The organism is Amycolatopsis sp. NPDC049253, assembly GCF_040678995.1.
GTDB lineage: Bacteria > Actinomycetota > Actinomycetes > Mycobacteriales > Pseudonocardiaceae > Amycolatopsis.
Window position 1 is genome coordinate 1 of sequence record NZ_JBFAQX010000037.1, and the last position, 22,300, is coordinate 22,300.

21 protein-coding genes and 1 pseudogene are annotated in these 22,300 nt (G+C 70.4%); 12 read left to right on the forward strand and 10 right to left on the reverse strand.

The genetic code is table 11. The annotated features are described in order from the left end of the window. A partial coding sequence (locus AB0K15_RS42500) for a helix-turn-helix transcriptional regulator (RefSeq protein ID WP_364065003.1) occupies positions 1 to 184 on the reverse strand: 184 nt, incomplete at its 3' end. A gap of 186 nt (positions 185 to 370) precedes the next feature. Further along, positions 371 to 751, reverse strand: a complete 381-nt coding sequence (locus AB0K15_RS42505; protein ID WP_364065006.1) for a sterol carrier family protein — start codon at positions 749 to 751, stop codon at positions 371 to 373. 58 nt (positions 752 to 809) lie between these two features. Here AB0K15_RS42505 and AB0K15_RS42510 point away from each other — a divergent pair, with 58 nt between their 5' ends. From AB0K15_RS42510 to AB0K15_RS42535, 6 genes are all read left to right on the forward strand, one after another. After that, the gene (locus AB0K15_RS42510) at positions 810 to 1,487 is read left to right on the forward strand and encodes a type VII secretion system-associated protein (RefSeq protein ID WP_364065009.1); all 678 of its coding nucleotides are present in this window, start codon (positions 810 to 812) and stop codon (positions 1,485 to 1,487) included. A 250-nt stretch (positions 1,488 to 1,737) separates the two neighbouring features. Continuing rightward, positions 1,738 to 2,553, forward strand: a complete 816-nt coding sequence (locus tag AB0K15_RS42515) for a lysozyme (RefSeq protein WP_364065012.1) — start codon at positions 1,738 to 1,740, stop codon at positions 2,551 to 2,553. A gap of 172 nt (positions 2,554 to 2,725) precedes the next feature. Next, positions 2,726 to 3,622, forward strand: a complete 897-nt coding sequence (locus tag AB0K15_RS42520; protein ID WP_364065017.1) for a lysozyme — start codon at positions 2,726 to 2,728, stop codon at positions 3,620 to 3,622. Positions 3,623 to 3,828: 206 nt separating this feature from the next. Beyond that, complete coding sequence (locus AB0K15_RS42525) at positions 3,829 to 4,701, forward strand: hypothetical protein (protein WP_364065020.1); 873 nt, start codon at positions 3,829 to 3,831, stop codon at positions 4,699 to 4,701. Between the two features lie 3 nt (positions 4,702 to 4,704). After that, positions 4,705 to 5,778: a pentapeptide repeat-containing protein gene (locus tag AB0K15_RS42530; protein ID WP_364065022.1), complete on the forward strand. Its 1,074-nt coding sequence runs from the start codon at positions 4,705 to 4,707 to the stop codon at positions 5,776 to 5,778. A gap of 115 nt (positions 5,779 to 5,893) precedes the next feature. After that, entirely contained in the window at positions 5,894 to 6,739 is an 846-nt protein-coding gene (locus tag AB0K15_RS42535; RefSeq protein ID WP_364065025.1) for a GNAT family N-acetyltransferase, read from the forward strand. Between the two features lie 47 nt (positions 6,740 to 6,786). Here the strand turns inward: AB0K15_RS42535 and purL are convergent, their stop codons facing one another. After that, entirely contained in the window at positions 6,787 to 9,117 is a 2,331-nt protein-coding gene (gene purL / locus AB0K15_RS42540; RefSeq protein WP_364065028.1) for a phosphoribosylformylglycinamidine synthase subunit PurL, read from the reverse strand. 119 nt (positions 9,118 to 9,236) lie between these two features. Between purL and AB0K15_RS42545 the strand changes: the two genes are divergently transcribed. Together AB0K15_RS42545 and AB0K15_RS42550 are read left to right on the forward strand one after the other, a co-directional pair. Next, complete coding sequence (locus tag AB0K15_RS42545) at positions 9,237 to 10,865, forward strand: ABC transporter ATP-binding protein (protein WP_364065032.1); 1,629 nt, start codon at positions 9,237 to 9,239, stop codon at positions 10,863 to 10,865. Further along, the gene (locus AB0K15_RS42550) at positions 10,862 to 12,601 is read left to right on the forward strand and encodes an ABC transporter ATP-binding protein (protein WP_364065035.1); all 1,740 of its coding nucleotides are present in this window, start codon (positions 10,862 to 10,864) and stop codon (positions 12,599 to 12,601) included. The genes AB0K15_RS42545 and AB0K15_RS42550 overlap by 4 nt, the downstream gene beginning before the upstream one ends. Before the next feature lie 33 nt (positions 12,602 to 12,634). Here the strand turns inward: AB0K15_RS42550 and AB0K15_RS42555 are convergent, their stop codons facing one another. After that, complete coding sequence (locus tag AB0K15_RS42555) at positions 12,635 to 13,336, reverse strand: hypothetical protein (RefSeq protein ID WP_364065038.1); 702 nt, start codon at positions 13,334 to 13,336, stop codon at positions 12,635 to 12,637. A 92-nt stretch (positions 13,337 to 13,428) separates the two neighbouring features. Then, a pseudogene (locus AB0K15_RS42560) lies at positions 13,429 to 13,929 on the reverse strand (serine hydrolase); the annotation flags it as partial. A gap of 81 nt (positions 13,930 to 14,010) precedes the next feature. Between AB0K15_RS42560 and AB0K15_RS42565 the strand changes: the two are divergent. The 3 genes from AB0K15_RS42565 to AB0K15_RS42575 all read left to right on the forward strand — a co-directional run bounded on the left by AB0K15_RS42565 (position 14,011) and on the right by AB0K15_RS42575 (position 15,107). Then, on the forward strand, positions 14,011 to 14,616 hold the full coding sequence (locus AB0K15_RS42565; RefSeq protein ID WP_364065041.1) for a TetR/AcrR family transcriptional regulator: 606 nt from the start codon (positions 14,011 to 14,013) through the stop codon (positions 14,614 to 14,616). A 66-nt stretch (positions 14,617 to 14,682) separates the two neighbouring features. Beyond that, positions 14,683 to 15,009: a poly(ADP-ribose) glycohydrolase domain-containing protein gene (locus AB0K15_RS42570; RefSeq protein WP_364065044.1), complete on the forward strand. Its 327-nt coding sequence runs from the start codon at positions 14,683 to 14,685 to the stop codon at positions 15,007 to 15,009. Further along, positions 14,952 to 15,107 carry a hypothetical protein gene (locus AB0K15_RS42575; protein WP_364065268.1) on the forward strand — a complete coding sequence of 52 codons (156 nt, stop codon included), beginning with the start codon at positions 14,952 to 14,954 and terminating at the stop codon, positions 15,105 to 15,107. Before AB0K15_RS42570 ends, AB0K15_RS42575 begins: the two co-directional genes overlap by 58 nt. Position 15,108: 1 nt before the next feature. Here AB0K15_RS42575 and purQ read toward each other — a convergent pair whose 3' ends face one another. Next, positions 15,109 to 15,786 carry a phosphoribosylformylglycinamidine synthase subunit PurQ gene (purQ, locus tag AB0K15_RS42580; protein ID WP_364065047.1) on the reverse strand — a complete coding sequence of 226 codons (678 nt, stop codon included), beginning with the start codon at positions 15,784 to 15,786 and terminating at the stop codon, positions 15,109 to 15,111. Beyond that, positions 15,783 to 16,022, reverse strand: coding sequence for a phosphoribosylformylglycinamidine synthase subunit PurS (gene purS / locus AB0K15_RS42585; RefSeq protein ID WP_364065050.1), 240 nt, complete (start codon positions 16,020 to 16,022; stop codon positions 15,783 to 15,785). Before purS ends, purQ begins: the two co-directional genes overlap by 4 nt. Positions 16,023 to 16,240: 218 nt before the next feature. Between purS and AB0K15_RS42590 the strand changes: the two genes are divergently transcribed. After that, entirely contained in the window at positions 16,241 to 17,827 is a 1,587-nt protein-coding gene (locus AB0K15_RS42590; RefSeq protein ID WP_364065053.1) for a GMC family oxidoreductase N-terminal domain-containing protein, read from the forward strand. A gap of 444 nt (positions 17,828 to 18,271) precedes the next feature. Here AB0K15_RS42590 and AB0K15_RS42595 read toward each other — a convergent pair whose 3' ends face one another. From AB0K15_RS42595 to AB0K15_RS42605, 3 genes are read right to left on the reverse strand one after another with little or no spacing between them, the layout of a single operon-like run. Next, positions 18,272 to 19,435, reverse strand: a complete 1,164-nt coding sequence (locus tag AB0K15_RS42595) for an alpha-hydroxy-acid oxidizing protein (RefSeq protein WP_364065056.1) — start codon at positions 19,433 to 19,435, stop codon at positions 18,272 to 18,274. Between the two features lie 60 nt (positions 19,436 to 19,495). Then, positions 19,496 to 20,992, reverse strand: coding sequence for an aldehyde dehydrogenase family protein (locus AB0K15_RS42600; RefSeq protein ID WP_364065070.1), 1,497 nt, complete (start codon positions 20,990 to 20,992; stop codon positions 19,496 to 19,498). After that, positions 20,989 to 22,188 (reverse strand): MFS transporter, encoded by a 1,200-nt coding sequence (locus AB0K15_RS42605; RefSeq protein WP_364065075.1) that lies wholly within the window; start codon positions 22,186 to 22,188, stop codon positions 20,989 to 20,991. Before AB0K15_RS42605 ends, AB0K15_RS42600 begins: the two co-directional genes overlap by 4 nt. Positions 22,189 to 22,300: the final 112 nt, after the last annotated feature.

Here is a 22,300-nt window from a genome sequence, read left to right on the forward strand (position 1 = left end):
TGAAGCCGACGCGGCCGAGCTCGAGGCGGGAGATCTTGGACTCGGAACCACGGATGTTGTAGCCCGCTTGCTGACGCGTGATCCCGGCTTCCTCACGCAGCTTGCGCAGCTGCGAGCCGAGGATCATCCGGCGCGCAGTCGGGCCGAGGCTCTGCTCGCCACCGGACGCGTTCACCGCGTTCATGACCGGGACCTTCCGTACGCCGCTCGTTTACCTAGGGGATTCCAGCCCGACTACCCAAAGTACACGTACAGAGCCAACCCGTATAGCACGGCTCGGCACGCGTCGGGTTTGTCGTCCCGATTCTACGGAGAGTCGACGCCGAACGACACAGTCAGGTGAGTAATCACCGGTCAAGACCCCAGGTGGTCAGATCCGGACCACGGGCAGCCAGTGTGAAAGGTCGGCGCGCGAGCCCGACGCCGTCACGCGCGCCGCGTCGAGGGCACTGGGCCAATCGAGAAGGCCGGTCGCCAGCTCGAGCCACGTGCGGGGGTCGGTTTCGATCACGTTCGGTGGCGTACCCCGGGTGTGGCGGGGACCCTCGACGCACTGCACGGCCGCGAACGGCGGCACGCGCACTTCGACGCTGCGCCCGGGCGCGTCGGCGGCGAGCGCCTTGAGGCTCAGCCGCACCGCGGCGGCCAGCTCGGGCCGCGCCGGATCCGGCCCGTCACCTCGCAACCAGCTCGAAACGGCCAGCACCGCCGCCCGTAACTCAGCGGGATCGACCGAACGCGAAGAGGCCATGGCCCAACAGTAGAGTGACGTCGGACGAACATTCAGCACCCGGCACCGAGGGACGGCGATGGCGCAGCGGGACGAGGCAGATCGGATGGTTTCCCCGACCACCCCCGCGGGGCGCCGCGGCAAACCGGCGGGCAAGCCCGCCACCGCCGGGCGGCACGGCCGGCGCGGACCGCAGGGCAAACCCGAGATCACCCCCGAGATGCGGGCCAACGCGCGCGCCAACCCCAACAGCTGGCTCTACGTCATCGACGAGGCCTTCGACCCGGGCGGCCCGGTGCCGTCGTGGGCCGTGGTGGGCGCGTACCCCGTGAACGCCTCGGGCGACGTCGTCGAGGACTTCCACCCCAACGACCGCTACCGGCCCTCGCCGAAGGCGCTCGGCTACCCCGAGCCCGGCACGGAGCTCGAACGGCTGCTGCAGCTCGTGCGCACCGAGCACCGCCCGGCCGAAGACCTGCCGAAGGTCATCCTCGACTCGACGCTGTTCGTCTACGCCATGTCCCCCGTGCAGCGCACGGTCATCGGCTTCCACAACACCGACGGCCGCGTGATGGTCCCCGCCTACACCGCCAAGTCGCTCGTGCCGCGCGAGTGGCCGCACGCGCGCGCCGTGCTGGGGCGCGACATCGTCGGCCTGCTCGCCGGGCACCCCGTGGCCATCAACCCGCACGACGTCATCACCGCCGTCGTGCCGGCCGAGCACCTGCTGAAGGCGCTGGCCGAAGAACGGCGCTGACCTTTTTTCCGACTGGGTCTTTTCGACTTCGTCTTTCGGTTGCGTCTTTCGGCTGGGTCTTTTCGAAACTGCCCGCTGTCCACACCGGACAGCGGGCTTTTTCGTACCCGCGACCCGTCACCCTCACGGATCCCGACCCCGCCTCGACCTGCGGCACTCACTCGATCAGGTGATCACCGAGTCGCCGGAACGGCGGCTTGCGGGCATCGTTTGCCTCGTTGGAGTACACGCGTCCGGTTGGGAGCCCAGGGTGAAGCGTCGTAATCCGCTGCTGCGCTGGAGCGCCACCGTGTGGAGTGCCGCGGTCGTTTCCGGGCTCGCTCTGTGCACCCCGGCCACGGCCGCGCCGAGCTACGAAGGCGCCGACGACCACTACGCCGGCTCGCAGATCGAGAAGTACGAGGGCGTCGCCGGCGCGCCGAACGTCGAGTACACCGCGAGCGACCAGGTCCTCGGTCACGACGTGAGCGGGCACCAGGGCGCGGTGGACTGGACCGCCGCCGCGAAGGCCGGCGCGAAGTTCGTCTACGTGAAGGCCACCGAGGGCACGGGGTTCGTCAACCCGCAGTTCGCCCAGCAGTACAACGGTTCGTACCAGGCCGGGATCATCCGTGGTTCGTACCACTTCGCGCGCCCCGACGTGTCCGACGGCGCGACGCAGGCCAACTACTTCCTCGCCCACGGCGGCGGCTGGTCGGCCGACGGGAAAACGCTGCCGGGCGCGCTCGACGCGGAGTACAACCCGTACGGCGAGACCTGTTACGGCAAGGACCCCGCCGGCATGGTCGCGTGGATCCGGTCCTTCTCGGACACCTACCGCGCGCGAACCGGGCGCCTGCCCACGATCTACACGTCCACGAGCTGGTGGAAACGCTGCACCGGCAACAGCCCTGCGCTCGGCGCGAATCCACTGTGGCTCGCGCGCTACAACACGCAGATCGGCGAGCTGCCCGCCGGCTGGCACAGCCAGGCGATCTGGCAGTTCGCGGACAAGGGTTCACTGCCGGGAGACCAGAACTGGCTCAACGGTCCCCTCACGAGCCTCCGCAATCTGGCAATCGGGTGAACATTCGTTACGACGCCGGGAATCAGTAGTCATCAACCGGTGAAAATCACCCACCCGAACTTTTAACTTCATGGATCTTGGTGACAAATCGAGGGACGTCATCAAGAATCTCCCCCGGGCGGCTACCTGCAATAGCCGCCCTCAGCGAGGGTATCTGTGAAGGGATTCAACGATGTCCACTTCCCGAAGAGGACGGCGGGCAACCCTGCTCTCCGTCCTGGCCATCCCCACCGTGGCGCTCCTGCTCGGCTCCACGGCTCAGGCGACGGCCGCTCCGTACAACCCGGACCAATCGGCCAGTGAGATCACTGCGATAAATGCCGATATCCAGACGCACAACCACGAACTGGGGTCCCAGATCCGCCGAGTCGAGGGCGATTCCTCAACTCCGGCGTCCAAAGTCGCCGCCCAGCAGCCGCAGCCCGCGGCCGCCATCCCGAACCAGGTCCTGGCCACCGTGCCGGGCATGGACGTCGCCAGCTACCAGGGCAACGTCGACTGGGCGAGCTGGTGGAACCAGGGCAAGCGGTTCGTCTGGACCAAGGCGACGGAAAGCACGAGCTACACCAACCCGTATTTCGCCCAGCAGTACAACGGTTCGTACAACCAAGGCTTCATCCGGGGTGCGTACCACTTCGCCACCCCGAACACCTCCAGCGGCGCGGCGCAGGCGAACTACTTCGTCGCCCACGGCGGCGGGTGGTCCAAGGACGGCAAGACCCTGCCGGGCGCGCTCGACATGGAGTACAACCCCTACGGCGCCACCTGTTACGGCCTGAGCCAGGCCGCGATGGGCGCGTGGATCCGCGACTTCCACGACACCTACCACGCCAAGACCGGCCGCTGGCCCGTCATCTACACCTCGGCGAGCTGGTGGAACCAGTGCGTGGGCACGTCGCAGAACTTCTCGTCCACTGTGCCGCTCTGGGTCGCGCGGTACGCGTCGTCGGCCGGTGCTCTGCCGAACGGCTGGGGCTACTACACCGTGTGGCAGTACACCTCGAGCCCACTCGACCAGGACACCTTCAACGGTGCCTTCGACCGGGTCCAGGCTCTGGCCAACGGCTGATCCGCTCCTGAGTCACCGCTGATGCACGGCTGAGGTTCCCGGCCGCCCCGACCTGCGGGGGCGGCCGGGAGCTTAGTTCTCGTCACGTCTTTTGTGCCGTGGCTCCCGACCTTGCAGAATGCACCTCACGTGGGGAGGAACCGCCGGCGCCCGCCGGTCGTCAGACCACGGCGCGAAACGGTGCACCAGGAAGGGCGGAACCGGAGATGACCTACCCACCGCAGCCAGGGCAGGGCGGCCAGCCGGACCCCTACGGCCAGGGCTGGCAGCAGCCCGGCACGGGCGGGGTTCCCCAGCAGCCGGGGTGGGATCCGAACGCGCAACAGCAGCCGGGCCAGCAGCCCGGGTGGGACCCCAACGCGCAGCAGGGCGGCCAGCAGCAGGGCTGGGACCCGAACACGCAGCAGTACCCCGGGCAGCAGCCGTACGGCCAGCCCTACCAGCAGCAATACCCCGGCACCCAGCAGTACCCGCAGCAGGGCTGGGACCCGAACCAGCCCTACGGCGGCGGGTACGGCGGTGGCCCCCAGCCGCCGAAGAACAACAAGACCGGGCTGTGGATCGGCATCGCCGTGGCCGTGGTGGTCGTGGTGGCGCTGGGTATCACCGGCTTCGTCGCACCCGGCTTCTTCCTGAGCAAGGACTCGGGCTCCACGGCGCAGCCGCAGAACTCGGTGCCGCCGCCGGTGCAGTCGTCGCGGCCGCAGCTGCCCACCGGCGAACCGTCGGAGCCGGGCCTGCCGACCGACGAGACCGACATCCCCGGCACCGGCGGTGGCGGCAGCTCGCCGGCCGAGGGCAAGCAGGCCGTGGACGCGTTCGTGGCGAAGATCAACGCCAAGGACGGCGCGGGCGCCACCGCGATGACGTGCCAGGGCAGCGAGGCGTTCTCGAAAGACAGCATCGACGAGGCCACCGCCGGCACCCCGGCGCTCAAGGTGGAGGGCTACGACGGCACCGCCACCGTCACGGCCACCCTCGACGGCGACCTTTCCGGAAAGGACGCCAACGGCTCGGTGATCGCCACCAGCGTCGGCGGCAACTGGTGCATCGGGTTCTTCTTCGTCATCGCCTTCTGACCGGTGCGGTCCCCACTGCTCTGGACGTTCGTCGCGTCCGTGCTGCTGCTGTGCGGGGTCGGGGGCTGGCTGCTCACCGACCCCGCCACCAGCCGCAGCGATGCCCTCAAGACCGGCGGCCTGGCCGGCGGCGCGGTCGTGGCGCTCTACGCGCTGTGGCTCAACGACCGGCGCCGCCGCGTCGAGGAGGCGCGCCAGGAGATCGAGCGCCAGCGCCACGACCTGGAGATGCACCGGGCCGAGCAGGACCGTGAACGCGTGTCGGACGAGCGGTTCGCCAAGTCGGTGGAGCTGCTCGGGCACGAAGCCGACCAAGTCCGCGTTGGTGCGCTGCACGCGTTGGCGGGCCTGGCGCGCAGCCGGCCGACGTACACGCAGACCGTGCTCGACGTGCTGTGCGCTTATCTGCGGCGGCCGTTCGAGCACGCGCGGTACGGGGGTTCGCCGGACGCCGATGAGCGCGACACCGAGCGGGAGCTGCAGGTCCGCCTGACCGCGCAACGGCTCGTCGCCGAGCTGCTGCCATGGGCGTCCGAAGTGGACGCCCCGAGCTACGACCTCGACCTCACCGGCGCCGTGCTGGAGTACCTCGACCTGTCCCGCCGCAAGATCGGCCGGCTACTGCTGCGCTACGCGTCGCTGCACAGCAGCACGAACCTCAGCGGCTGCCTGATCACGGACCGCGCGTACTTCACCGCCGCCGGCACCGGCAACGGCCGCCTGATCGGCAACTTCCGCTGCCGCGGCGCGAAATTCTTGGACTACGCGTGGTTCAGCGGCACGGTGTTCGCCGAGAACGCCGACTTCACGGAAACGACGTTCGCCGGGCGCACCGCGTTCAAGGACGCCGTGTTCACCAAGGACGCCCTCTTCACCGACGCTTCGTTCGACGACTCACTCGACCTGCGGCGGGCTTCGTTCGACGGCCACGCCGACCTGCGCTTCGCCCGCGTGCCCGAGCACCTGTCGCTCTACAACACGAAGGTGACGTCCACAAAGGACAATCAGATTCCCACCGGCTGGCTGCTCGAACCGCTCGACGACGGCGTCGCGCGGATCACCGTGCGGGCGGGGTGAACCGGCATTACGAGGCACTTTTGTTGCCTCTACCACTTTGATCGCGGCCGTGATGGCCTGATGTACTCGATCTTACGGGCGCACCGCCGCCCGGCCGGCCAAGGGGAGGACTCCGTTGAAGACCCGCATTCCGGGCGCATTGTCGGACCGCGCCGAGGCCGAAGCGTATTTCGACTTCGTGCAGGGCGCCGACGAGCGCACCCGGCAGATTCTGGACCTGGAGACCGCCCACGTCGCGGGCGCCGCCGTGCTCTCCGCACGCAACGACTCCTCCGGGTTCTGGAGCCGGGCGCAGGGCCTGGGTCACGACAGCCCGCTCACCAGTGAGCGGCTCGACGAGGTCTGCGGCTACTTCCGCGGCCGCGGCCACGATTCCGCCTTGCTGTACTTCGATTCCGATGTGCTCCCCGACGACTGGGCGGCACTCAGCGCCCGCCACGGCCTGTCCGCCGGCCCGAAGTTCGCGAAGCTGGTGGCCGACGTGGACACCGTCCTGACTGCCGCCGGGCAGAGCAAGCTCGACCCCTCGCTGCGCATCGCACCGGCCACTTCAGACGACGCGCCGACCTGGGGCTCGGTGATGTGCGAGATCTTCGGCTGGAGTGATGTCGCCGGGCTGCCCGAGATGTGCGCGGCTTCGGTGACGAGGCCGGAATGGGCGCCGTTCGCGGTCTGGGCGGGCGAGCGCATGGTGGGGACCGCCAACTCCCACCGGTACGCGGGCACCGCCCACATGTTCGGCGGCGGGACGCTGCCGGAGTTCCGCAACCGCGGCGCGCAGACCGCGCTCCTGCTGGCCCGCGCCGAAGCAGCTGCCGCGGCGGGCTGCACGTGGCTGGTGGCCGAGGCCTACGCGCCTGAGGACAACTCGAACCCGTCGCTCACGAACATGCTCCGTCTCGGCTTCGAGGAGTACCAGCGGCGCCCGCTGTGGCGCTGGTCGCGCACCGAAGAGCCGTGACGCGGTGACGGCTCCCGGGCGGTTGTGACCGCCTGGGAGCCGTCACTTCAGTCGAACAACGCCGGCAGCGTCTTCTCCCAGGTCTCACGCAGCTCGTCGAGCGAGAACTCCGTGATGCCCTGGAGCTCGAGCGAGCCGGAGTCCGGGTCGACGACACCGGTCTTGCGCCACGGCAGACCGCGGGCCGTGCACATCTCCGTGAACCGCAGCTCCTCCGTGCGCGGCACCGCCACGAGCACACGGCCCGAGGACTCGGAGAACAGCTGCACGAACGGGTCCTGGTCGCGGTCGAGGAACACCCGCGCGCCACACTGTCCGATGAGGACGGTCTCGACGAGGGCCTGCGCGAGGCCGCCGTCGGCGAGGTCGTGGGCGGCGGAGATCATGCCGTCGCGCGAGCCGGCCACGAGGATCTCGCCCAGGAGCTTCTCGCGAGCCAGGTCGACGCGCGGGGGCACGCCGCCGAGGTGGCCGTGGAGCTCACGGGCCCAGGCGGAACCGTCGAGCTCGTCGTGGGTGTCACCGAGCAGCAGCAGCGTCTCGCCGGCCTCCGCGCCGATGCCCGTGGGGATGCGGCGGGTGACGTCGTCGATCACGCCGAGCACGGCGATCACGGGCGTCGGCAGGATCGCCGTGTCGCCGGTCTGGTTGAAGAAGCTCACGTTGCCGCCGGTCACCGGGATGCCCAGCTCGACGCACGCGTCGGCGAGACCGTGCACGGCCTGCTCGAACTGCCACATCACGGCCGGGTCGGTCGGGGCGCCGAAGTTCAGGCAGTCGGACACCGCGACCGGCGTCGCGCCGCCCGTGGCGACGTTGCGGTAGGCCTCGGCGAGCGCGAGCTGCGCGCCGCGGTAGGGGTCGAGGTACACGAACTTCGCGTTGCAGTCGGTGGACACCGACACGCCACGGCCGCTCTCCTCGTCGATCCGGATCATGCCGGAGTCCGACGGCTGCGCGAGCACGGAGTTGCCGCGCACGTAACGGTCGTACTGCGCCGTGACCCATTCCTTCGACGCCTGGTTGGGCGAGGAGATGAGCTTGAGCAGATCGGCCCGCAGCTCTTCGGGGGTCGACGGGCGCTTGAGGCTCGCCGAGGTGTCGGCGATCAGCGCGTCCTGGCTCGCCGGGCGCTGGATCGGGCGGTCGTAGACCGGGCCCTGGTGCGCGACGGTGTGGGCCGGGACGTCGACCACGACCTCGTCGTGCCAGGTGATCACGAGGTTGTCGCCGTCGGTGACCTCGCCGATGTCGGTGGCGATCACGTCCCACTTCGCACAGACGGCCATGAACGCCTCGACGTTCTCGGGTGCCACGACCGCGCACATGCGTTCCTGCGACTCGCTCGAGAGCACCTCGGCCGGCGTCATGCCGGTGGCGCGCAGCGGCACGCGGTCGAGGTAGACGTGCATGCCGCCGTCACCCGCGGCCGCGAGCTCCGACGTCGCGCAGGACAGCCCGGCGCCGCCGAGGTCTTGGATGCCGACGACGAGCTTCTCCTTGAACAGGTCGAGGCAGCACTCGATGAGCACCTTCTCGGTGAACGGGTCGCCCACCTGCACGCTCGGCAGCTTGCGGCGGCCGGCCGCGGTCTCGTCGCCGGAGAACGTGTCGCTCGCCAGCACGGACACGCCGCCGATGCCGTCGAGGCCCGTGCGCGCGCCGAACAGGATGATCTTGTTGCCCGTGCCGGAGGCGAAGGCGAGGTGCAGGTCCTCGACGCGCATGGCGCCCACGCACAGGGCGTTGACCAGCGGGTTGCCGCTGTAGGACGGGTCGAACACCAGCTCACCGCCGATGTTCGGCAGGCCGAGGCAGTTGCCGTAGCCGCCGACCCCGGCAACCACGCCGGGCAGTACGCGCTTGGTGTCAGGGGCGTCGGCCGGGCCGAAACGCAGCGCGTCGGCCACCGCGAGCGGGCGCGCGCCCATGGCCATGATGTCGCGGACGATGCCGCCGACACCCGTCGCCGCGCCCTGGTAAGGCTCCACATAGGACGGGTGGTTGTGGCTCTCGACCTTGAAGGTGACCGCCCAGCCGTCGCCGATGTCGACCACGCCGGCGTTCTCGCCGATGCCCGCGAGCATCTTCGACTTCATCTCGTCGGTGGCCGTCTCCCCGAAGTAGCGCAGGTGCTTCTTCGAGGACTTGTACGAGCAGTGCTCGCTCCACATGACGGAGTACATCGCGAGCTCGGCGTCGGTGGGCCGGCGGCCGAGGATCTCGCGGATCCTGGCGTACTCGTCTTCGGCGAGGCCGAGCTCGACGTACGGCTGCTTGGTCTCGGGGGTCTCAGCGGCCCGCGCGGTGGTGTCAGTACTAATGACAGAGCTGCTGGTCACAGTGTTTGATCCAGGGTCCGTGTCAGGGTTCGCCACACCCTTAAGACTACGTGTCGGGCAGGTCACACCCTCAATGGCATCCCCCGGCCACGTACTGTTCGCCAAGGGATAAATCAGTCGCGCGGCGCAGTCGAACCGGCTTACCGTCGACAATCGTGCTCTCCGCCACATATCCCTTCGCCTCGCCTCGGCTGCCCGCCCGGCCGACGGCCGGCCGCTACCTGCTCGCGGTGCTGCGTTCGCGCCCGTGGCTGGTGGTGACGGCCGCGTTCACGGGCACCTGCTGGTCGCTGCCCAGCGCGCTGCTGCCGCTGGTGATCGGCCGCGGCATCGACGCGATCGCGGCGGGCGACACCGGCGCGATCTGGCGTTGGGCGCTGGTGGCGGCCGGGCTGGGCGTGTTCCAGGCGGGCTTCGGCACGTGGCTGCACTTCACGTCGTACGGCATGTGGATCCACGGCGCGGGCACCACACAGCGCCTGGTCACCACGCACACCACGCGCCTGGGCGCGACCCTGCGCGAGGCGACCACGACCGGCAATGTCGTGGCAGTGACCTCGTCGGACATCAACTGGATCGGCAACACCTACGAGGTGATCGGCCGGACGGTGGGTTCGGTGGTGGCGTTCGTGGTGATCGGCATCGCGATGCTGGGCTCGTCACCGCTGCTGGGCGTGGTCGCGCTGGTCGGCGTGCCGCTGGCGGTGCTCGGGATCGGGCCGCTGCTGAAGCCCTTGCAGAAGCGCAAGACGGTGCAGCGCGAGAACCTCAGCGACGTCAACGCGCTGGGCGCCGACATCGTCTCCGGCCTGCGGATCCTGCGTGGGGTCGGGGGCGAGCGGCGATTCCTGAAGCGGTTCCACGACGCGAGCCAGCTGGTGCGCCGCTCGGGCGTGGAGGTCGGGCGCGCGGAGGCGTGGCTGGCCGCGGCGGCGATCGTGCTGCCGGGCCTGGTCACCGTGGCGATCACGTGGCTGGGCGCGCGGCTCGCGCTGGACGGCACGATCGGCGTGGGCGAGCTGGTGGCCTTCTATGGGGTCTCGGCGTTCCTGGTGGTGCCGGTGGACACGGCGACGGAGGCCGTGAGCGCCGTCAGCTCCGGGCTCGTGTCGGCGCGCAAGATCTGCGCCCTGCTGTCGCTGCGGCCCCGGCTGGCCGAGCCGGCGTCGCCGGTGCCGCTGCCCGCCGGGCCGCTGGACCTGGTGGACACCGAGACCGGCATCCACCTCGCGGCGGGCAAGCTGACCGTCGTCGACCTCGGGGCCGACGCGGAGGCGCTGGCGGACCGCCTGGCGCGGTTCGCGGACGCGGCCGAGCCCGTGCTGGCCGGCGGTGTGCCCGTGGACCAGGTCGCGCTGGCGGAGCTGCGTTCTCGGGTCGTGTACGCGCACAACCAGGACCTGTGGTTCTCGGGTGTGTTGCGCGAACAGCTGACGTCCGCGCTGCCGAGCGACGTGCGCGTGGAAGCGGCCCTGTACGCGGCCGACGCCGACGACATCATCGAGGCGCTGCCTCTCGGCGTCGACGAGCTGATCGGCGAGCGCGGGCGCGAGGTGTCGGGCGGCCAGCGGCAGCGGCTGAGCCTGGCACGGGCGCTCGCGACGGACGCCGACGTGCTGCTGCTCGACGAGCCGACCTCGGCCGTCGACGCGCACACGGAGGCCAGGATCACCCAGCGCGTCGCGGACCTGCGGCGCGGGAAGACGACCGTGGTGTTCAGCCAGAGTCCACTGTGGACTCATGTGGCGGACGAGGTCGTGAGCGGAAAAGCGGTGACGGTGTGAAGCGGCTCCCCCTCGCGTCGGGTCGCGACGTGCGGCGCTGGGCGGCGCGCACGGCCGCCGAGCACCGGCGTGAGTTCTCGGTGATGCTCGGGCTGTTCTGCCTCGCGACACTGATCGGACTGGCCGGGCCGCAGCTGCTCGGCCTGCTCGTGCAGGGCGTCGTCGACGGCGGCAGCACGGTGCGCGTCGACCTGCTGGCGGTGGGTTTCGTGGTGGCACTGCTGCTGCAGGCCTGGGCGAAGAAGGCCGCGCGCCTGCGGGGCCGGATGTTCGGCGAGCGCGTGCTGGCGCAGACGCGCGAGCGGTTCGTGGCCAACTCGCTGAGCCTGCCGCTCGGCACGGTCGAGGCCGCCGGCACCGGCGACCTGCTCAGCCGCGCGACGAGCGACATCAGCCGCCTCGACCACGCCGTGCGCTTCGCGGCGCCGGAGATCCTGATCGCGGTGGTGACGGTGCTGCTGACCACCGTCGCGATGATCGTCACGTCGCCGCTGCTGGCGCTGGCGCTGCTCGTGGCGCTGCCGCTGCTGGTGCCCGTGAACATCTGGTACCAGCGCCGGATCCCCAAGCTGATGGCCTGGATGCTCGACCGCTGGGGCGACCTGCAGTCGGCCACGCACGAGACCGTGGAGGGCGCGCGGACCACGGAAGCGCTGAGCCTGACCGACCACCGCATCCGTCTCGGCCGCGACGCCTTGGACGAAGCCGTGCTCGGCGAACGCCGGATGCGTGCGCTGCAGCTGCGGTGGCTGCCGTCGCTGGAGATCAGCTACGTGCTGCCCATCGCCGCGTTGCTGGGCCTCGGGTTCTTCGCGTACTCGCAGGGCTGGGCCCAGGTCGGCACGATCACCACGATGCTGGCCTACGCGCAGGCCATGACGGCACCGTTGAACGAAGCGCTGTTCTGGATGGAGGACCTGCAGGTGGCGCTGGCGGCGGCGCGGCGGATCCTGGGTGTGCAGCCCGCTCCGGCGCGTGCCGAGGTGACCACGGTGCCGGCGGGGCGCGACATCGAGGTGCGCGACGTCCACTTCGGGTACACGGCCGACCGCGAGGTGCTGCACGGCATCGACCTGTCCGTGCCGCGGGGCGAGCGCTTGGCGATCGTCGGGCCTTCGGGCGCCGGCAAGTCGACGCTGGGCCGGTTGCTCGCCGGCATCTCGGCGCCGACGTCGGGCTCGATTCGCGTGGGTGGCACGGAGGTTTCGTCATTGGCGGAGGATCTGCTGCGGGGCGAGGTGCTGCTGCTGACGCAGGAGCACCACACGTTCTCGGGTTCGTTGCGCGAAAACCTGTCCCTGCCGGCGCGCCGTGACGGCGGGGACTGGACGGACGCGGAGCTCCTGGCCGCGCTGACCTCGGCGGGTGCGGCGGAGTGGTTCGCCTCCCTGCCGGAGGGTTTGGACACACGGCTGGGCTCCGGCGCGTACGCGGTTCCGGCGGCTTTGGCGCAGCAGCTGGCTCTGGCCCGGGTCGTGCTGGCGGACCCGCACACGCTGGTCCTGGACGAGGCGACCTCGTTGCTGGACACGGGTTCCGCGCGTGAGCTGGAACGTTCGCTGAACGCCGTGCTGGCGGGCCGCACGGTGATCGCCATCGCCCACCGCCTCCACACGGCCGCCGCCGCCGACCGCGTCGCCGTGGTCGAGGGCGGCCGGATCACGGAGCTGGGCTCACACTCGGAACTGCTGGCGGCCGACGGGCCGTACGCACGGCTGGTGGCCGCGGCCACGTAGCCGGGCCACCGCTGCGGAGGATGCCTCGGCTGATCAGCCGGCCTGGCGGCAGATCAGCACGTTGCAGTGGGCGTTGGGTGCGAGGTCACGCAGCAGCACGGCCGGGTCCAGGTAGTTGACGGGGTTCACGTCGAGGTCCAGCGGCGGCGTGCGGAACGGCCCGGGGTCGGGCACCGGCACATCGCGGACGCCGCGCAGCAGGATGCGGAAGAAGTTGTAGTACAGGTCCGAGCCGGACGGCGACGCGCTGAGCAGGCCGGCCAGGTTCAGCGACGTGTCGCCGAGCGCGCCGGTCCAGGTGACGGTGATGCCGAGGCTCGGGATCATGAAGTTGTCCTGCTGCAAGGCGCCGACCATGGCGAACAGGTCGTCGGGGGCGCTGCCGATCATCGGCCCCGCCACCGTCTGCGCGTGGGGGAAGTTGGCCGACGTGCACGAGGTGCCGCCGTTGTGCCAGAACAGGAAGCCGTAACACGGGTTGGTGGGCGTGTTCGCCCGTGCCTGCGTGACGTAGTCACTCGAGACGACGCGCTGCCCTCGCCAGCTGCCGTCGTGCTGCATCAGCAGCCCGAGCTTCGCGAACTGCGCCGGCGGGATGAACAGGTTCGCGTAGCCGTAGCTGTTCCCGGCCCGGTCGCGCAGCCAGACGTAGCTGCCGCGCGGAATGCCGAGCGGGTCGAACAGCTCCCGCTGCGCGAAGTCCTGCAAGTCCTCGCCGACGGCGCGCTGGAGCACCGCCGAGAGCAGATCGGGCGTGCGCTGGCTGTACTCGAAGTGCGTGCCCGGCTCGTGGGTGAGCGGCTGGGCCAGCGCCTCCTGCGCGATGTCCGGGTCGGTGCCGATCGTCGCGAACTCCGACAGGATCCCTCGTCCAGCCCGGAGGTCTCGGTGAGCAGGTCGCGGATCGTGATGGCCCGGTGCGCCGCGTCGCCCATCCCGGCGGGCAGGTATTTGCCGATCGGGTCGTCGAGCCCGATGCGGTGCTGGTCGTAGGCGATGCCGGTGAGGATCGAGACGACCGACTTGGTGGCGCTGAAGACCTCCATCGGCACCTGGTCGGTGACCGGGTCGAGCAGGCCGCGGCCGATCCGGCAGTCGTCGCGGAAGATCTGGATCGACGCGCGCAGGTGGGTCTGCGCGTAGGCCACGGCGGCGTCGACGGCGGCGGGGTCCATCGCCTCCTCGGCGGGCGTGGCCGTCTCGAACGCGGTCCCCGACGACGGGAGCTCACAGCCCTTCCGCGGTGCGGCCGTCGCCGCGCCGGGGGCGACCAGAGTCGTCGCCAGCAGCAGTGCCGCGGTGAGTGAGGTGACCACGCGTCGACGCATGCCGGCACTCCTTTGCTTGACCTGGCGGTAAAGCTAGCGCAGCTTTACCGCTGGGTAAAGCCGAGCGGATATGCTCGCCGGATGAACCGCTCCACTCGCGCTCGCCCCACTGACGACGAGCTGCTCGACGCCGCCAGGACGGTCTTCGTGGAGTGCGGCTTCCGCGCCACCACCATGAACGCGATCGCCGACCGCAGCGGTTCGACGAAACCCACGCTGTACGCCCACTTCGGCGACAAGGACACCCTCTACCGTCGCCTGCTCGACCGCGAGGCGGCGGCCTGCCGGGCGCGGCTGTTCGCCGAGTACGAACGCAACGACGGCCTCGGCCTGCGCACCCAGGTCGCCGCCGACACCCGCGCGCTGTTCGACTACGCCGCCGCCGAACCCGACGGCTTCCGCCTCCTGTTCGGCGTCGACATCACCAGCGACACGATCGCGGTACGCGAGCACCTCCTCGCCGACATCGACGAACAGGTCACCCGCCGCATCGGCGCCTACCGCACCGCCCGCGGCCTGCCCACTCGTGACGATGAGCGCCAGCTCGCGAACATCCTCGTGGCCGTCGCCACCACCTCCGCCCGCCACGCGATCGACCACGGCCTCGACCTGACCTCGGCGGCCCGCCTCGCCGCCGACTTCTCGACGGCGGCGCTGGTCAACCTGCCGGCCGCCCAGCCAACCTGAGCGGCGGGACAAACCCCACCCCAGGGGCAAATACCTGAACACACGCGCGCGAATCCTGCACGAGCGTTGGGGCACCGAGGAAATGCCCTCAGACAAGCAGATCGAGGTGACCAACGAGTCCGGCATCGCCGCGACACGACGGCCGGCTGGCGATGTCGCGTACCTCGTCGTCGCCACCTCTGTGCGCCAGAGGCCGATGCGCGCGCAGCGGCGATCGCCCGCAGCTCGGCGCTGTACGCGTGCCCGCTCGAGGCGCGGGAGTTCTACGAGTACGACCGCGCGAACACCGACCTGCGCTACAGCGACCGCGTCATCCACTCGCCGGGCGTGCCGGCGTGCTGGGTGTTCGAGAACGATCCGGCGGTGGTGCGAGCGCGTTCGAGAAGGCCCTGACCAGCAGGCCGCACTTCCAGCACGTCACCTTCGCCGTGCGCGACCGCCGTGCGGGCGAACCGGCCTACGCCGCGTTCGCCCGCACGTTCAGCCGGTGAATCAGGCCTTCGCGAACGCGTCGACCGCGCTCAGGAACAGGCCCAGCCCGTCGTCCGACGGCCCGGTCAGCGCGTCGATCGCGTGTTCCGGGTGGGGCATGAGGCCGACGATGCGGCCGTTTTCGCTGCGGACGCCCGCGATGTCGTTGCGGGAGCCGTTGGGGTTGCCGTCCACGTAACGGAACACGACGCGGCCCTCGGCCTCCAGCATGTCCAAAGTGGATTTGTCGGCCATGTAGCAGCCGTCGTTGTTCTTGACCGGGATGAGGATCTCCGCGCCCTTGTCGTAGCGGCTGGTCCACGCCGTGGTGTTGTCGTCGACGCGCAGCCACTGGTCGCGGCACACGAAGTGCAGGCCGACGTTGCGGATCATCGCGCCGGGCAGCAGGCCGGCTTCGCAGAGGATCTGGAAGCCGTTGCAGATGCCGAGGACCGGCATGCCCTTGCGGGCGGCGTCGATGACCGACGTCATCACCGGCGCGAAGCGGGCGATGACGCCGGCGCGCAGGTAGTCGCCGTAGGAGAAGCCACCGGGGACGACCACGCCGTCGACGCCACGCAGGTCGGCGTCGGCGTGCCACAGGGGCACGGCCTCGGCGTCGGCGTAGCGGACCGCGCGGGCGGCGTCGCCGTCGTCGAGCGTGCCGGGGAAGGTGATGACGCCGATGCGCGCGCTCACGCGTCCACCCGGCGGATGGTCCACTGCTCGATCACGGGGTTCGCGAGGAAGCCCTCAGCGATCTTGGCGAGCGTCTCGTCGTCGACGGTGTCGTCGACGTCGAGCTCGAAGTGCTTGCCCTGGCGCACTTCCGTGACGCCGGTGAACCCCAGCCGCGGCAGCGCACGGGCCACCGCCTGGCCCTGCGGGTCGAGGATCTCGGGTTTCGGCATGACGTCGACGACGACTCGGGCCACGGCAGGCTGCTCCTTATTCACGCAGGTCGTGGGGTACGCGCCGAGCGTACTTGACCCGCGGCGCGCGGCGCCCGTCCGGTGCCGCGCACAGAAGCGCAGGTCACAACTGGCCCGCGCCGCGCGGGGAGAGGATGCTGCTCGCGGGGCCTTTCCCCGGCCCGCGTGCTGGGCCATGATGAGTCGTTGACAGCACGCCAACATGAGCAGCTGGAGGCATCGTGGCCGGTCAGGACTCGTTCGACTACGTCATCGTCGGCGCGGGCAGCGCGGGCTGCGTGCTGGCGGCCCGGCTGAGCGAGGACCCGGCCGCTCGGGTGCTGCTGCTCGAGGCCGGCGGCGAAGACACCGCCGACGAGATCCACATCCCGGCCGCGTTCGCGTCGCTGTTCAAGACGCGCTGGGACTGGAACTACGAGACCGTCGAGCAGAAGCACACCGGCAAGTCCGCCTACTGGCCGCGCGGCAAGATGCTCGGCGGCTGCTCGTCGATCAACGCAATGATCTACATCCGCGGCAACCGCGCCGACTACGACGGCTGGCGCGATTCCCACGGCGCCACCGGCTGGGGCTGGGCCGACGTGCTGCCGTACTTCAAGCGCGCCGAGGGCAACCAGCGCCTCGGCGGACCACTGCACGGCACCGACGGCCCGCTGCAGGTCGAAGACCGCCGCTTCACCCACGAGCTCTCCAGCGCGTGGGTCGACAGCGCCGTGGCCTGGGGCTTGAAGCGCACCGACGACTTCAACGGCGAAACCCAGGAAGGCGCCGGCGTCTACCAGGTCACCTGCAAGCGCGGGCGGCGCTGGTCCACCGCCGACGCCTACCTGCGGCCCGCGCTGACCCGGCCGAACCTCACTGTCCACACCCGCGCGCAGGCCACGCGAATCGTGTTCGAGGGCACGCGCGCGGTGGGCGTGACCTACCTGCACAAGGGCGTCGAGGTCACGGCGCGCGCGGACGCCGAGGTGCTGCTCTCCGGAGGCGCGGTGAACTCGCCGCAGCTGCTGATGCTGTCCGGCGTCGGGCCGGTCGAGCACCTGCGTGAGCTGGGGATCGACGTCGTCGCCGGCTTGGCGGGCGTCGGCGAGAACCTGCACGACCACCCGGCGGCCGGGATCATCTGGTCGACCAAGGGCACCACCGACCTCGTCGACGCGGCCACGCCGGCGGGCCTCATCCGCTGGCAGCTCACGCGGCGCGGACCGCTCGCGTCGAACATCGGCGAGGCCGGGGCCTTCTTCCCGACGCGCGACGGTCTCGCCGCTCCCGACATGCAGATCCACGTCGCGCCGACGTTGTTCTACGACAACGGACTCCGCGAGCCCACCGTCCCGGGCTTCACCTCGGCGGCCACCCTCGTGGACGTCGCCAGCCGCGGCCGGCTGCGGCTGAAGTCGGCGAATCCCTTGTGGAAGCCCGAAATCGACCCGGCTTACTACGCGGAGCCGATCGACCTGGACACCATGAAGTCGGCGCTGCGCTCACTGATCGACATCGGCAAGTCGGGGCCGCTCGCGCGGTTCCTGGACCAGCCCTTCCTGCCAAACACCCACGACCTCTCCGACGACGCCCTCACCGACCACATCCGCGAGAACACCCAGACGCTCTACCACCCCGTCGGCACCTGCGCGATGGGCTCGGACGAGCGCGCGGTGGTCGACCCTTCGCTGAAGGTGCGCGGCGTGGAGGGCCTGCGCGTCGTCGACGCCTCGGTCATGCCAGTGGTCCCACGCGGCAACACGAACGCGCCGACGATCATGGTGGCGGAAAAGGCCGCCGACTTGATCCGGGGGCGTTCGGCTTAGGTCGGGCTCAGGCAGTTGTCCCCAGCTGGGTCGGGCCTCGGCAGTTGTCCCCAGGTGTGTGCGGGCGGGTCGGATATAGGCAGCTGGGTCCCGGTCGGTCAATTGTTCCTAGCTGGGTTGGACCGTGGCGGGTCTCCCCAGCTCGATCCGCCGTGAGGTGGTTGGCCCCGCCGGGTCAACCACCTCACGGCTGCCCCCAGGCAGGCCCGAGCCCAACGGGCCGTCCAACAGCTGCGTTGTACCCAAGCACCTATCCACAGGTGGGTCGGTGACAGCGGGCCATCCACAGGTCCCATCCACCACTGTTGAGGTTCGACCCCAGTACTTGTCCACAGCCTCCCCGGGCCAAGCGGCCGCCCCTCGCTGGGTCCGGCCCAAGCAGCCATCCCCACTTAGATCCGACCCAACCAGCTGTCCCCAGCCAGGCCACAACCTAGGTCCGACCTAACCAACCTTCCTCAGGCCGTCACGCGTGAGGTCGGCGAGCGTCGGGTAGCCGTCGACCGCCATGATCAGGTCGGCTTCGGCGAGGAGGCTGCGGAGGACGTGGACGGCGCCGTCCACGCCGCCGAGCGCGAGGCCCCAGACGTAGGGTCGGCCGACCCCCACGGCCCGCGCACCCAACGCCAGCGCCTTGATGATGTCCGCACCCGAGCGGACCCCGGAGTCGAACAGCACCGGCGTGTCAGCGGAGGCGTCGACCACGCCGGCGAGGCAGTCGAGGGCCGGGAGCCCGCCGTTGGCCTGCCGCCCGCCGTGGTTGGAGCAGTAGATCCCGTCGACGCCGCCGTCGATGGCGCGGCGCGCGTCGTCCGGGTGCTGGATGCCCTTCACGATCAGCGGCAACGACGTCAGCGAGCGCAGCCACGGCAAGTCGTCCCAGGTCAGCGGGTTGCCGAAGAGCTGGGCCCACAGCCCGACGGCCGCCATCGGGTCCTCTTCGGGCGCCTTGCCGAGCAGCCGGCGGAACACGGGGTCTGTGAAGTAGTTGGCGAGACAATGACCGCGCAGCTGCGGGAAGTTCGACGTGCTCAGGTCACGCGGGCGCCACCCGGTGACCCACGTGTCGAGCGTGACCACGATCCCCTTGAACCCCGCCGCCTCGGCGCGCTGCACCAAAGACGCGGCCAGCTCGCGGTCGGTCGGCGTGTACAGCTGGAAGAACCCAGGCGTCTCCCCGAACTCGCCCGCGACCTGGTCCAACGGGTCGGCCGAGAGCGTCGACGCGACCATCGGCACGCCCGTGCGCGCGGCGGCCCGGGCGGTGGCGAGGTCTCCGTGGCCGTCCTGGGTGCAGATGCCGACCACGCCCACCGGCGCCATGAACAGCGGCGACGCCAGCTTCAGCCCGAACAGGTCCACCGAAAGGTCGCGGTCCTTGGCCCCGACGAACATCCGCGGCACCAGGCCCCAGCGGGCGAAGGCGTCGACATTGCCGCGCTGGGTCGCCTCGTCACCGGCGCCGCCGGCCACATAGGACAACACCGAGGGCGGAAGTGCCTGTGCGGCACGGGCTTCGAGGTCGGCGTAGACCATCGGCATGGTCGGGACGCGGCCGGTGAGCCCGGCGAAGTAGATCTCGTTCTGGAAATCGCCATAACGCGTCATGCGGGCTCTTTCTGGGCTCGGGAGGACCGCACCCCGGCGTTCCGGGGCGCGGTCCAGACCCTAGCGCTTGCCGTGCATGACCGTGATGAGCTTGGCGACCAGCGCGTCGGTGGATTCCTTGCGGCTGAAGGAAGTCAGGGTGATCGGCGCGGTGAAGCGCTGCCGCGCGACGGCCTTGGTGCGGGCGAACTCGCGCAGACCCTCCGGCCCGTGGATTCGGCCGAAGCCCGAGTCACCGACGCCGCCGAAGGGCAGCGACGCGATGCCGGCGAACGAGAGCGGCGCGTTGATCGAGGTCATGCCCGTGCGCAGGCGCGCGGCGAGCTCGACGCCGCGGGCCTTGGAGAACACCGTGGAGCCGAGGCCGTACGTGGTGGCGTTGGCTTTGTCCACAGCCTCGTCCATGTCACGGACCTTGGCGATGGTGACGGTCGGCCCGAACGTCTCCTCCCGCACGGCTTCGGAGTCCTCCGGCACGTCGACGAGAACGGTGGGCTGGGCATAACGATCGCCGACGCTGTCCACACCCCCGAGCACCGCGCGGCCGCCGCGTTCGAGGGCGTCGGCGATGTGGCGGCGGATCACGGCCAGCTGCGAGGGCATGGTGACGGGGCCGTACTGGGCGTCTTCGTCGGAGCCGGCGCGCACGTTCTGCGACTTTTCCACCACCTTGGCGACGAACTCGTCGTGCACGCGCTCGTGGACGTACACGCGCTCGACGCCGATGCAGGTCTGGCCGGAGTTGGAGAAGGCGCCCCAGACGGTGGCGTCGGCGGCGGCGTCGAGGTTGGCGTCGGCGTCCACGAGCACGGGGTCCTTGCCGCCGGCCTCGATCACGACCGGGGTGAGCGTGTTGGCCGCCGCGGCCATGATCTTCTTGCCGGTGGCGGTGGAGCCGGTGAACGCGATCTTGTCCACACCCGACGTCACGAGCGCGCCACCGGTCTCGCCGAACCCGGTGATCAGCTGCAGCACGGGCTGCTCCGGCACGACCTCGGCGAACGCGTCGACCAGCCACTTGCCGACGCCCGGGGTGTACTCACTGGGCTTGAAGACCACGGCGTTGCCGGCGGCCAGCGCATAGGTGACCGAGCCGAGCGGCGTGTACACGGGGTAGTTCCACGGGCCGATCACGCCGACGACCCCGAGCGGCCGGTACTCCACCGTCGCCGCTTGGTTCGACATGAGCAGGCCCGCCGAGCGGCGCTGCCGGCCGAGATATTTGCGCGCGTGCTTCGCGGCCCACGCGATGTGCTCGATGGCGAGCACGGACTCGAGCTGGGCGTCGGCGATCGGCTTGCCCGTCTCGTCGCGCACGACCTGGCACAGCTGCGGCAGGCGGCGCGTGATCACGCCCTTCCACTGCCGCAGCCGGTCGGCGCGCCCCGCGAAGCCCAGCCCGTCCCACCACTCCGCCGCCACGCGCGCCCGCTCGACGGCCGCGCGCACGTCTTCGGCGGTGTGCACCGGGTACGTGCCCACGACCTCGTCGGTCGCCGGGCTGAGCGAATCGAAGGTCTCGCCGACCGAGGTCGGCTTCGGCTGGACGGCGGTCATCGGCGTCTCCCCTGCTCTTCGGCGTTGTGGTTCAGGCTACGAGGTTGCTGACGCAGTGCCAATAGTCGCCCGACGCTCCCGTCAGCATCGCACCGGCGGGCACCACGGGGAAAGGGTCGTCGAGACCACCCGATCGAGATCGCGGCCGCGACGCCCAGCAGCGGCGCCAGCCACAGCGGCAGCACCCCCACGGCCAGCGACCCGAGCCCGAACCCGCACGACTGCACCGTGAACGACACCGAGAACCCTTCCGACCTCCGGTCCTCCGGCAGCAGGCGCTGCATGTTGACGGACGCGATCGTCACGAGCGGTCCGGTCGCGCCGCCGATGAGCACGACTCCGGCGATGAGGCCCGCCCAGCCGAGGTCGGCTGTGACGAGGGTCCCGCCGATCACGAAGCCGGCGAGGAACAGCCTCGGCCCCCGATCACGGCCGCGCCACGCGTAGATCGCACTGCCGGCGATGCTCGCGCCACACAGCAGGGCGACGACTCCCGGCGCGGCCGCGGCGGGTGCGTTGAGTCGCTCGACCAGGGGCAGCGGCGCGACCTCGATCGTCGACAGCAGCAGCCCGACGGTGAACTGACACCCGAGCCAGGGCAGGCAGGCCTTGAGGGGGACTTTGGATCTTGCTTTGAGCCTCGGCTTGGTGACCCGACTGGGCACCAGACACGCGGCGACGGCCGCCGCTCCCGCCATCGCGAACAACGGCACGAACGGACCACTCACACTCGCCACGGCCACCAACACCGGGCCGGCCACCAGCACCCCGTCGAGAATCATCGCGTCGACGGCAACGGCCCTGGTCAGCTGTCGTTCGTCGACGATCGCCGCCAGCAACGCCCTGAACCCACCCGCGACCCCGCCCCCTGCCAGCCCCGGCAGGACGACGAGGGCGATCAACGTCGCTTCGTTCGCTCTTGCCTCGGCCGCCATTGCCACGACGGCAAGCCCCACCGCGACCACCAGCAGCAGCGTCCGGAGGCCGCGCACCGTCCCCACCCGATCCAGCAACCTCCCGACGGGCACCGCCCCCGCCATCTCGGCCACCACGTAGACGGCCATCAACACACCCCCGAGCCGGTACGACCCGGTCACCGCGGCCGCCACCGCCGTGAACGCGAGCGGCGCCATCGCCGAGGGCAACCGAGCCAACTGCACTCCTGCTGACCAGCGCCAATACGTGGTGGTGAACATGCTTCTCAGCCTCGTTCGGCGGCCGCCTTCGCCGGAACTGATTCGTCTCTGGCCGAATGTTCTGTCGGACTTATCCACAGGCTGTGGCGAGTTGTGGACAACCGATGGCCCA